This is a genomic window from Suipraeoptans intestinalis, from assembly GCF_009696485.1.
Taxonomy (GTDB): Bacteria; Bacillota; Clostridia; order Lachnospirales; family Lachnospiraceae; genus Suipraeoptans; species Suipraeoptans intestinalis.
This window is the reverse complement of record NZ_VULY01000018.1, coordinates 1,795,575-1,807,940: the sequence shown is the minus strand read 5'-3', so window position 1 is coordinate 1,807,940 and position 12,366 is coordinate 1,795,575. Positions and strand designations below refer to the sequence as shown.

The following is a 12,366-nucleotide window of genomic DNA, read 5'->3' as shown; positions in this document are numbered from 1 at the left end:
CCTCTTATCTTCGCTTTGCTCTACCGGTACTCTGCTCCCGATGCCAGGATCGCCTCTCTTACCAGCACGTCCATCGCATCCAGACAGACCTGGGAGGTTCCTTCCTTTTTTTGGAATACGGACAATTCGGTACAGGCAAGGATCACTTTTTCGCATCCTTTCTCCCGGAGATAAGAAAGTGCATTCTCCAGCTTTCTGCCGTCCGGCGTCCTGCCGCCCTTTACGTCTTCATAAATCAGGCTGGTAATCCCCGCCTGCAGATCCTCCGGCACCGTCACCGGTTCTATCCCTGCCATCCGGCATTCTCTGTGGTAGATTCCCGACTGTATGGTCCCTTCCGTTCCCAGGATCCCCACCTTACCTCCCGGCATCATCTCTTTTGCCGCATATTCTGCACTTTTCCTCACCATATGGAGAATCGGAATCCCTACTTCCTTCTGCACTTGATCCAGAAAATAATGGGAAGTATTGCAGGGAACCGCTATGTGTGCAGCGCCCATATACTCCAGATCCCTGGCGTCTTTGATCAGCGCTTCCAGAATCTCTTTGTGATCCCCCGACAGGATGGCTTTTGTCCTGTCCGGCATGGAAGAATGGTTCAGGATCACCATATCCAGGTGATCCTGGTCCCTTTCCGCCACCGTATGCGCTATGATCTCCTGATAAAAGAAGCTGGTAGCTTCCGGTCCCATGCCTCCTATGATTCCTAGCTTTTTCCTCATATTTACCTCATTAGCTGTAATATTTTTTGTATTTTACAAAATGGCTCATATGCGTCCGGAACAGCCGGTACAGTCTTGACAGCTTTCCGTCTCCTTTCATAAATACCGGGTTGACCACCTTCTTTTCCCGGATCAGCCGACGCATGGCCTCTTTGTTTTTTTCTTCTTTTACATAACGAAACGCCACTTTTCGCGGAATCACCATCCACAGATGAGGATCTTTCGACAGCTTCAGCGGCTGCTCCTTCTGATAAATATAATCCTCCACCACATATCTGGCTACATTGAACCCTGATCCAGTCACATAATAGTTGCTTCTTCCCTGTCTGGTGTTGATCTCAAAAAACTTGTATTTTCCGTCTCTGCTGTCGTATTTGATATCAAAATTGGAAAACCCTACATAATGCATATCTTCCAGCAGCTTCTTTGCCTGCTTCATCAAAGTCTCATTCTCTTCCGTAATGATCAGCGCATGATTTCCTCTGGCAATGGGACCGTGTTCCTCCAAAAGCACATGCCCCAGACACATCATGACCACCTGACCTTCCCGGTTGGAATAGGAGGTCAGCACATACATGCTCTCATCGCTTCCGGGAATCGTATCCTGGATGATCATAGGGCTCTCATAGCCTGCCTCATAGGTCTTTTGGATAGCAGCTTCCAGTTCCTTCCTGTTTTGAATGTAGAAGATCTTTTCCTGGCCTTCAAAGGGATGGTGCCAGTAGGTCACGCTTTCTGACGGCTTCAGGATCACCGGATAAGAAAACTCCATGGCAAAATCCAGACCCATGTCCGGCGTGTATACAATGGTGTCCGGGTAATCCACTCCATTTTTTTCACACAGGTCGTAGAAAAAGTCTTTTCTTTGGAGACGATCCATCATTTCAAAGTCGATATAAGGAACAATCACATTCTCTTTCAACTGCTTCTTATTCTTGCTTAGGAGATTGATATAGGTATCTCCCGCCCCGAAAGCGATCACCCTTTTATCCGGGAATTTTTCCGCCAGTCCGTTCAGCGCCGCGATCACCTTCTCGTCCGTCTCGATCTGGGGATCTGCCTGATAGATGGTGATCCTGCTTTCATAGCTGGGGCCGGAAAGATATTTGCCGAACACATAGGTCTGCACCTGATATTCTTCGTAAAACGCCCTCGCCACACTGTAGGTATTGATATCCCCTCCGAAAATAACGGGAACAAATTCTCTGTTTTTAAATTCCATGGTTTTTTCCTCACTTTACTCGTTGCGGACATCCGCCCTTGTCCGGAATCTCCTGTTTGAAGCCTTTTGTCCGCAGACAGCTTCCGCTCTTTGTTTACAGGATTTACTCTAGCCTAATCCCCCGGGATTGTCAACCCGAAGGCCGCCCTCCTTTGCCGGCTTCCATTTCTGCTATTCCTGTCTAAAAGTTCAGATCCTTGCTGTCCTCCTTGAACCCTTCTCCCACCACCTCGTTGGATTCCATAATGATGGTAAAGGCCTTGGGATCCACCTTATGCACCGCCTTCTTGATGGTGTACATCTGCTTGTTGTTGCAGGCGCACATGACCACGTCCTTTTCTTCCCCGGAAAAGGTTCCCTGTCCTCTCAGGATGGTAGCTCCCCGCCCGGAACACTCGTCGATCTTTCTTGCGATCTCCCTACCATGCTCCGTCACGATCAGCGTCATCTTTCCTTCATCGATTCCATACAGGATCCTGTCCATTACAATGGCCATGAGATACGTTACGATCACTCCGTAGATCAGCCCGTCTACATCTTTAAACACTACCACCGTTCCTATGACGATGGTGATCACATCCAGCACAAAGGTGATCAGTCCCAGCGTGATATGGGGCTTCAGCTTGCGGATGGCCACGCTGATGAAATCCTGTCCTCCGGTAGAAGATGCTCTCATAAATACAATAGAATAGCCGATTCCTGCCAAGACTCCCATACAAAGAGCGGCCAAAAGCCGGCTTCCCTGATATACCGGAAACAGAGGCGCTACATAATCCATAATGGCAGAGGTGATCAGCATACTTTTTACCGACTTAAAAAAGAAGGCTTTTCCCAAATACCTATAACAAAAGATCGATACCGGCACATTTAAGAGCAGGGTCGCCGCTCCCACCGGGATCTTCCAAAGGTGGTACATCACAATGGCCAGTCCCGAAAATCCCGCCACAGGGAAATTGGCCCGCAGGGCAAAATTGTAGATTCCCGCCGCAATAAAAATTCCAGCCAGGATATCTACCCCAATATCTATTCCCAGCTCCTTCCAGTCTATGCTACCGATTCCTCTCTTCATATATCTCTTCCCCTCTCTTTCCTGTTTTTCGAAATCCTTTTGCAAGAACCTGTTCCCCGTATGTTTTCTGAAGCTTTTTCATATCTTTTTCCAGCCGTTCCCGCTGCGGGCTTCGCCAGACCTCCCGCTCAAACAGGCTCATCTGCCTGGGCTCCCTCCCGCTGACCAGCTTCATGCTCCGGACTCCCAGAAGCCGCACCGGTTTCCCGTTCCACCGTTCCAAAAACAGCCCCGTCGCCGCCTTATAAAGAACCATGGGATCGTCCGTTGCCGTTTCCAAAGGCTTCTGATGGGAGCTGGTCTCAAAATTATAATACTTGATCTCTACGCTAAGAGCCAGCGCCTTTTGTCCTGCCCCGGACAGCCGTTTCCCGACTTTGCGGGAAAGGCTTAACAGTACCGGAAACAGTTCCTCCTGCGTCTTCAGGTCTTCCGGGAGGGTCACGGAGTTTCCGACCCCCTTGGCTGCCTGCCTTTCTGTCTGTAGCGGCGACGTATCCACTCCATTGGCAAACTCCCACAGTCTGCGCCCGTGGCTTTTCAGATGGGATTCCAGAAGCACCGGATCCGCCTGCGCCAGCTGACCGATGGTAGAAATCTCCAGCTTTTTCAATACTTCCGTACTGGCTCTTCCCGCCATAAACAGCTCTCTTACAGAAAGCTTCCACATTTTCTTTTGGATCTCCTCCGGAAACAGCGTATGCACCTTGTCCGGCTTTTCAAAGTCCGACGCCATCTTTGCCAGAAGCTTGTTGGTGGACACTCCCACATTTACCGTAAATCCGAAGGTTTCTTTTACCCTGTCTTTCAAAAAGGCGGCTGCTTCCACCGGCGTTTCAAAGCCTTCCGAAAACTCCGTTGCATCCAGATAACACTCGTCAATGCTGACCGGTTCCAGATCCGAAATAAACTCCTGCAAAAAGGACATCAGTTTCCGGCTGTAGCGTCTGTAGGTTTCATGATCCGGTGCAACCGTCTGCAGATCCGGACACTTACGAAAGGCATTCACCACAGGTTCCCCTGTGTGAATGCCGTATTTCCTGGCAGGAAGGGATTTGGCCAGTACCACTCCATGTCTGGTGCTCTGATCGCCCCCTACAATGGAAGGGACTTCTCGCAAGTCCACTTCTTCCCCTTTTTTCAGTTCCTCCAGTGCACTCCAGCTAAGAAATGCAGAATTTACATCCACGTGAAATATGATTGACACGGTCCTATCTCCTTGCCACTAGCCTGCCGTCTTCCTCATCAATGACAATGACTTCTTCTGCTCCGATCTCTCCCTGGAGCATCAGTCTGGCCGCCAGAGTCTCTACATGTTTCTGCAGATACCGTTTCAATGGTCTTGCGCCGTAGTTGGGATCATATCCTCCCTCTACAATGCACTGCTTTGCCTGCGGAGTCAGTCGGATAGAGATCTCTTTTTCCTTTAATCTGTCATTTACATCTTTGATCAACAAGTCAATAATGTCATAAATCATCTCCTTCGTCAATGGCTTAAAGAGGATCACCTCATCCAGACGGTTTAAAAATTCCGGTCGAAAATGCAGACGCAGCTCTTCCATAACCGCCTGTTCACTTTCCTTTTTCAGAGTGCCTGCTTCATCGATCCCTTCTAAGAGATAGGTAGAACCAATATTGGACGTCATAATCAGGATCGTATTTTTAAAGTCCACCGTTCTTCCCTGGGAGTCTGTGATCCGGCCGTCGTCCAGCACCTGCAGCAGTACATGGAACACATCCGGATGCGCCTTTTCCACCTCATCAAACAGCACCACCGAATACGGTTTTCTCCGGACGGCCTCTGTCAGCTGACCTCCTTCATCATATCCCACATATCCCGGAGGCGCTCCGATCAGTCTGGATACCGAATGCTTCTCCATGTATTCGCTCATATCGATCCGCACCATGTTGGCTTCGTCGTCAAACAGGCTTTGGGCCAGCGCCTTGGCAAGCTCTGTTTTTCCCACACCGGTAGGCCCCAGAAACAGGAAAGATCCGATCGGCTTGGAGGGATCCTTGATCCCCGCCTTGGACCGCAGGATGGCTTCTGTCACCAGGGTCACTCCTTCTTCCTGTCCGATCACTCTTTTGTGCAGTTCGTCCGCCAGATGGAGGATCTTGTTTCTTTCACTCTCATTTAACCGCTCTACCGGGATCCCTGTCCATCTGGATATGATCCTTCCGATCTCTTCGTCGGTCACACATTCGTGTACCAGGGTTTCTTCATCCTCCCGGGTTCTTTCCTCTTCCTCCCGCAGTTCTTTTTCCAGCTGAGGAAGCCGTCCGTACTGAAGCTGCGCCGCCTTTTCCAGATCGTAGGTATTCCTTGCTTTTTCGATCTCCTGATTTACCTGCTCGATCTCTTCCCTCATCTTCTGGACTTTTCCGATAGCCTGCTTCTCGTTATCCCATTTTGCCTTTTTTCCTGCAAACTCTTCTTTCAGCTGCGCCAGCTCTTTCTGCAGAATCTCCAGTCTTTCCTTACTTAACCGGTCTTCCTCTTTTTTCAGCGCCGCTTCTTCGATCTCCAGCTGCATGATCTTTCGCTGCAACTCATCCAGCTCCGCAGGCATAGAATCCAACTCCGTCTTGATCAGGGCGCAGGCCTCGTCTACCAGATCGATGGCCTTGTCCGGCAAAAACCGATCTGAAATGTAACGGTGGGACAATACGGCGGCCGCCACCAGCGCCCCGTCCGTGATCTTGACCCCATGGAACACTTCGTACCGTTCCTTCAGCCCTCTCAGAATAGAGATAGCGTCCTCCACCGTAGGTTCATCCACCATGACAGGCTGGAATCTTCTTTCCAGCGCCGCATCTTTTTCAATGTACTGTCTGTATTCATCCAGTGTGGTGGCTCCGATACAGTGCAGCTCTCCCCTTGCCAGCATTGGCTTTAGCATATTGCCGGCATCCATGGCGCCGTCCGTCTTTCCGGCTCCCACTATGGTATGCAGCTCATCAATAAACAGGAGGATCCTTCCTTCGCTTCCTTTGACTTCTTCCAGCACCGCCTTCAGACGTTCCTCAAATTCTCCCCTGTATTTGGCTCCCGCTACCAGTGCCCCCAGATCCAGGGAAAAGATGGTTTTATCTTTTAGTGCTTCCGGCACGTCTCCTCTGACGATCCTCTGCGCCAGACCTTCTACCACCGCCGTCTTTCCGACTCCCGGCTCTCCGATCAATACCGGATTGTTTTTCGTCTTTCTGGACAGGATCCGGATCAGATGACGGATCTCGCCATCCCGCCCGATCACAGGATCCAGCACCTGCTCTCTTGCCTTTTCCACCAGATCCTGCCCATATTTATTCAGACTGTCATAGGTATCTTCCGGATGATCGCTGGTCACCTTTTGATTCCCCCGCACTGTAGCCAGAACCTTCAGAAAATCGTCTTTTTTGATTCCCAGTGCTTTCAGCACCTCTTTTGCATCTCCCGCTTCATACTTCAGCAAGGACAAAAACAGGTGCTCTACCGACACATAGCTGTCTCCCATCTGTCTGGCCTCATCCTCGCCGTGGATCAGCGTCTTATTCAGATGCTGCCCGATATAAGGGTTTCCTCCCTGTACCTTCGGCCGTCTGGCAAGTGCTTCCTGGATCTTTTGCACCGCCAGCTCTCTTGCGATCCCCATCTTTTGCAGTAACTTCTGGATCAGGCTGTCCTCTTGCGTGATCAACGCCCACAGCAAATGGATCTGCTCGATTTCCTGATGCCCGTATTCTAATGCAGCTTTCTCACAGCCTTGAACGGCTTCCATTGATTTTTGCGTAAACTTATTTATATTCATCATTGTTTCCTCCTTTTTCGCTTGTTCTATTCGGAGTATAACAACTTTTGTTAGCAAAGTCAATAGTTGAGTGCTAATATTTTATGGTTACAACCGTTCCTCCTTCTTTTTTCTTTTTGACCATCCGAAAACCGCTCCGATACCTGACAGTATAAAAAGTGCCAGATTTCCTGCAACAGCGTCTCTGTCCCCTGTTTTCACTCCTTTCTTTTTGTGTGTTAGCTCTGTAGGCCCTGCGGGGATTTCCTTTTCTGTCTTTTTGTTTTTCTCCTTTGGCTGTTCTGTAGGCTGTACCGTCTCTCCCGGCTTCACCTCTGTCCCTGGATTGGGGTTAGGCTCCGGTTTAGGCTCCGGCTTTGGCTCCGGTTTAGGCTCTGGTTTAGGCTCCGGCTTTGGCTCCGGTTCCGGTTTTTTCCCGTTCAGTCCGTTTTTGGCAGCTGTGATCTTCAAAAGGATCGACAACATCTGTTGATCGTCTCCTCCTTGTTTTAAAGCCGCCTCCCCTTCCTGGATCGCTTTTTCATACGCTGTCTGCAAGGCTTTTTCTGCATAAATATACGCCTCCGTTTCTCTGACGGCTTCCGCCTCCTTCACCATTTTTTCCAGGGATTTCCCTGTTTCTGATAATTCCTTCTGGAGTTCTCCATCCAGTTCCTTTTTGGCCAGTTCGATCCGTTCTGCAAGCGCATCGACAGCCGTCTGATCCTTCTCTTCCTTTTTCAACAGTTCTTCTGCTTCCCGAATCGCATCATCATACGCTTTTCTTTTCTCCTCTGCAGATGCGCCGGTATATCTTCCGCCGGCCCGCACCTGTTCTGCCTCAGACTCCAAATACTTTAATTTCGTAAGCTGCACCGGCGCCGATTTTCCCTCTTTCACCCGGATTTCCAAATCTGCCTGAAGCTGTTTTGGATTGCTCAACCCGTCGTTTTCCAACGTAGTCAGTTTTCCCCGGATGTGATAAGTTCCTGTCTTATCCGCCTGATAATTTTTTTCAAACTCGATCCATTCAGGCGTCACCTTGTGAAACGGCTTTCTTTCTCCCTTTTCCATCACATCGGTCCATACGGTGACATATTGCGGAATCGCCTCTGTCCACTCATCCTCTATGGGATTTTCTTCTACTCCCGTTTCAATATATATGGGCATCACTTCCGTAATGGGGCACACCAGCTTTACCTCTGCCTCCTGATATTGGTCAGGATCTTTTATTTCAACAGAAGGAGTTCCTTCCACAACGATTCCCTTTGGCAGCTGTTCCACCTGAATCGTATAGGTTCCCATCGCCACCTCTCCTATGAATGGACGCACATGCTTCTTCGACGGATCATAGGTACAACTGTACTTCTCTTCGCCATTTTGGTATAGCTTGATCAGCAGCTTCTCTCCCAGATCCAGTTGAGGATCGCCCGTCTTTATCTTGAAAAATACACCCTTTCCGATTTTGGGATCTTCTGAAGGATGCTTCTTTTTCTTGAAAACAAACCGAACGGTCTGTACTTTCTGATCTTCCCGCAGGACGACGCTTGCTTTTTCGGGCTCTGCCTGATATCCGTCCGGTATGCGGACCGGATATACTTCGTACTCTCCTGTGGTCAGTTCATTTTTCCCATGCTTTTGTTTTTTCTCCACATGCAAAAATTCATAGGAAACTGTGTGCATGGATCCGTCTTCAAATACGGTTTCCGGTATGATCTGATAATCACTTTTTTGTTCTGCTTCGATGGCCAGCTCCATCCCCCACATATATAAGGAATTCACATCTATCGTCTCTTTTTTCGCTCCGTAACGCTTGACTACCCCGGCAAATCCTTCCGCCAGATTTTCTATTTCAATCCGGTATGTTCCATAAGGTACCTGTTCCAACTCAAATGTATTTTTGGCGTCATTTCTTTCCAGACGATATTTTGTGTCTCCGTCTTTCACATCCACTGCCCATACTGTCAGATCCTTATAATTGGGATAGCGCGTTTTGCTGGCTTCCTCCAGCTTCAGTTTGATCTCTCCTGCTTTCAGCTCCCGGAATACCAGATCTACCTGCGTCGTTTCTCCCTGCTTTATAGAAAACGGGATATCCTGTGTATTGACAAGCTTGGCAACTCCTCCGCTCTTGTCCACCAGCTTAAAGGGAGTGATGGCCTGCGCCTGTAAAATGTACTCTCCCTCTGGCAGCCTGTCTTTTCGGATCATCTCGATCTGCGGATTTTCCTTTCGCAGGATCCGGTACTCAAACCTTGGCATCCCTCCTCCTTCCAGCGTAGGATGGATCTTAACTTCTCCCATCCCCTCTTCTTTGTGCGCCAGATGATGCAGGCTGTCTGTGACACTGTTAAATCCGTTGTCTGTGACCGACAACTCCACACTTTCCGGATAGACTCCCTCCGGAAGTTTTACCGCATACCCGTCTGCCTTCTTTTCATAATTCAGCTCTTTTCGTTTCCCGTTCTGCTGATAGAACAGCTTTAGCTCCTGAATTCCGGATCCCTCTTCTTTTATTCGGAAAGTCCACGTCCCATCCGCATGACTCAGATCTACGATCTCCGGCGCCTTGGTATCCAGGATCACTTTATATGCATATTCCTGCTCTTTATATGCACTTCCGTCCTTCTTTGTTCCGCTTGCCTTTGCCTTGAATTTCAAAAAATAAGTCCCGTCTTCGTAGGCTTCTCCCGTTTTCTTTACCCCTGAAAATTTCCAGGTATTGTGTGTGTCCGCTAAAACCAGACCCGGTATCGTCGGCCTAACGCAAGCTTTATATCCCAGATCATAAGGCGTATTTTGCTGGGTATAGTGGCTTAACTTCTCCAGTTCTTTTCCCGCTGTTTCTCCTTCCGCTTCACAAAGATAGAACTCCGGATCTACGTAATTTCTCAGGAAGATTCCGTAAAACTGCAGAAAATCTCCTTTTCCATCCTGATTGGGGGACAACGTCAGCGGAAGAAACTCCCGTTCCTTTATGTCAAACGTTCCCTTTGTCCCTGCAATGATCTCTTTTTGATCCAGGTTCGTTTTAAAATGTGTAAACTCTGCCGGTCCCAGGATCGGATCATACCAGAACGGTTTCTTTTGTCCATCGTCATACACCCTGTCATAAATAGCCGGCTCCAGAACCGGCAGTTCCTCCCAGCTCCCTTTGAATCCGGCAAATGGTATGGAGACCGTCGCTTCCTTTCCTGTCACATCTTCAAATACCACAAAGCCTTCTACAAAATATCCATTGGGCATTTCCGCACTCAGATCTGCCGCATACGGACCAATATCTACCGAAACAGCAACATCCTTCGTATTTTTCGCCGGAATCTCTACCTCCTCCAGTTCTTTCTCATACAGCTTTTTAGGCTTTAAGGTAAACTTTCCTTCTGCCGTCTGATCTGTATTTACATAAATTTTTCCACGATACTTTAACGGCTCCTGGGAAAGATTTTCCAGCCGAACCCCAAAGTCAAACTTTTCTCCCACATCCTTTAAGATCACAGAGCAGTTTCGGCTGTCTTTTTCCGTGTTTGACACGACCACCTTGGTGTTCACTGCTTTTTGCAGCTTCATAACGCCTGCGCCCTGATGTCTGGGAGAAACCAATACACTTTCCTTCCCTTCTTCTGCCATGGCTTTTGGCTCTGCTGTGCTCATTAAGATCTGCTTTGTCAGGCTGACTCTCTCTGTCTGACTCAGATCCGGAAACTCTTCGTCCACACGCTGTTTGATCAGTGCAAATCCGGCTGCCACATGTGGAGTGGCCATGGACGTTCCGCTTTTAAATCCGTATTCGTTCTGAAACACCGTGGAATAGATATCCCCTCCCGGCGCTGTGATTTCCGGCTTAAATGTTCCTTCGTCTGAAAGCCCCCAGCTGGAAAAATCAGAGATCCCGCCTCCATCTGCTTTTACAATATCAAAGACCTCGTCCGGAAAGCTGATCTTTACGCCTGCAGAATATCCCTTGATCTCTTCCAGCATGGACTCTCCCGCAGCTCTGGATACTTTTACGATGGGGAATCCTTCATACACAGCAATAAACAGCTGGAACTGTTCATTCCCGCCTTCTTCGTCATTGTAAACCAGGATTCCCTTTGCGCCCTTGTGTTTTAATTTCCGCACAGACGCCGCATTTACCTGCGCCGACTTTTCCAGCAGAACCATTTTTCCCTGCACCGTATCCGGCGCTGCTCCTCCTGTTGCCAGCGTCTTCATATCTTCTCCGGATAACTGCGTCAGATCATATTTTTCATCCCCCAGTGCAAGTCTGTTTGAATTGGAATTAAACGCATACGAATACTGTCTTTTATGTACGGTGGCATCATCTGTGTAAAGGCAGATCTGTCCTCCATAAGATACACTGTTCTCCACCGATGCTACCGCAAAACTTTTGTCCGCTACCGCAGGCGTATCGACTGTGCTGTAATCCGGATTGAATACGCTGGGTTTTAAGTGATCCAGACTTCCCACCGCCCCTTCGTTCCCGGCCGCCATCGCCAAAATACACCCTGCTTCTCCTGCCGTCTTTATGACTTCTCCCATCTCCCGATTTGCATTTGTCACCTTTCCGGCATACTCTCCCAAAGACAGGTTGACCGCCGTGGCTCCCAGCTTCACAGCATCTTCGATCGCCGGAGTATAATTTTTGATCAGCTCATCATCTTCTGTGGCAATATTCATGATCAAAAGCTGTGCATCCGGTGCGATTCCCCGCGCCTTTGTCGCATTTTTGTCCGGCATCCTGATTTCCGTGGCTCCGATGATGCCTGCAATGTGCTGTCCGTGGTCTATCTTGGTCTTGACATTGGTTCCTCCCCCGTCTGCATAGTTGCAAACGTAGGGGAATTTTGCGTTAATATATCCTCCCCGGTTCTTTTGCTTTCCCTTCAGAAACTGATCCACTTTTTCTTTCGTCAGTTTTCCGCTGAATCCTTCCGGAATCTGAAAGGCCTTGTGTTCTACATCCGCTCCGCTGTCCACAATGGCTATGATCTGGTTCTTTCCTGAATATTTTGAATAAATCTGTGAAGATTCTATGGTGATCAGACTGTTTGCCATTCTATTCTTGGCTCTGGCTGCCTTTTTTCCGCCCTTTGCCGCTTTATACTGGGAGGCAATTTCTATATGGCGTACTTCTTTCATTTTTGCAATTTCTTTTGCGTTTTCATAAGTAGTTTTTGCCCGAAATCCGACGGACAAAAGATCCAGCGTGTACAGCACCTGGAAGGGTTTCAGTCTTTTTTCCAGTCGTTGGACCATTTGCTGATTGATCCTATCCCCATACGCACTTTTCTTTTTTCTGCCTTCCTCCGTCGTCAGATCGAAATCCCCCTCTTCTGCCTCCTTTGTAAAAGCTTTCTCCTCCAGTCTGACAAAAATTTCTACCTCTTCTTTTTCGTCGATCTTTCCTTTCGTCTGCTCTTCCAGTTTTGTTAAATTGACAGAGGCTTCTTTTACTTCTGCTCTTCCCTGGTTCTTTTCCTTCTCTGCTGCTCTTACAGACGTTGGAACCGCCAAAGACACTCCCATTACAACCGCTAATCCCCAGCACACGATTCTTTTGATTTTCACAACTTCACCTCTCCT

Annotated in this window: 6 protein-coding genes; all 6 read right to left on the bottom strand. The window is 48.7% G+C overall.

The window, feature by feature from the left end:
• Positions 1-20: 20 nt before the first annotated feature.
• The gene (gene cuyB / locus FYJ34_RS09135; protein WP_154478049.1) at positions 21-722 is read right to left on the bottom strand and encodes a cysteate racemase; all 702 of its coding nucleotides are present in this window, start codon (positions 720-722) and stop codon (positions 21-23) included.
• A gap of 10 nt (positions 723-732) precedes the next feature.
• Positions 733-1,944 carry a carboxylate--amine ligase gene (locus FYJ34_RS09130; protein ID WP_154478047.1) on the bottom strand — a complete coding sequence of 404 codons (1,212 nt, stop codon included), beginning with the start codon at positions 1,942-1,944 and terminating at the stop codon, positions 733-735.
• Between the two features lie 181 nt (positions 1,945-2,125).
• Positions 2,126-3,013: a YitT family protein gene (locus FYJ34_RS09125; RefSeq protein ID WP_154478045.1), complete on the bottom strand. Its 888-nt coding sequence runs from the start codon at positions 3,011-3,013 to the stop codon at positions 2,126-2,128.
• Positions 2,994-4,220 carry a DNA polymerase Y family protein gene (locus FYJ34_RS09120; RefSeq protein ID WP_330582567.1) on the bottom strand — a complete coding sequence of 409 codons (1,227 nt, stop codon included), beginning with the start codon at positions 4,218-4,220 and terminating at the stop codon, positions 2,994-2,996. Before FYJ34_RS09120 ends, FYJ34_RS09125 begins: the two co-directional genes overlap by 20 nt.
• Positions 4,221-4,224: 4 nt before the next feature.
• A complete protein-coding gene (gene clpB / locus FYJ34_RS09115) occupies positions 4,225-6,804 on the bottom strand; it encodes an ATP-dependent chaperone ClpB (protein WP_154478876.1) in 2,580 nt (859 codons plus the stop codon).
• An 87-nt stretch (positions 6,805-6,891) separates the two neighbouring features.
• Positions 6,892-12,351, bottom strand: a complete 5,460-nt coding sequence (locus FYJ34_RS09110) for a S8 family serine peptidase (protein ID WP_173017089.1) — start codon at positions 12,349-12,351, stop codon at positions 6,892-6,894.
• Positions 12,352-12,366 lie beyond the last annotated feature (15 nt).

Excerpts from the sequence above, each read along its gene's own strand:
- cuyB (WP_154478049.1), bottom strand. The coding sequence starts at position 722 with ATGAGGAAAAAGCTAGGAATCATAGGAGGCATGGGACCGGAAGCTACC.
- FYJ34_RS09130 (WP_154478047.1), bottom strand. The coding sequence starts at position 1,944 with ATGGAATTTAAAAACAGAGAATTTGTTCCCGTTATTTTCGGAGGGGAT.
- FYJ34_RS09125 (WP_154478045.1), bottom strand. The coding sequence starts at position 3,013 with ATGAAGAGAGGAATCGGTAGCATAGACTGGAAGGAGCTGGGAATAGAT.
- clpB (WP_154478876.1), bottom strand. The coding sequence starts at position 6,804 with ATGAATATAAATAAGTTTACGCAAAAATCAATGGAAGCCGTTCAAGGC.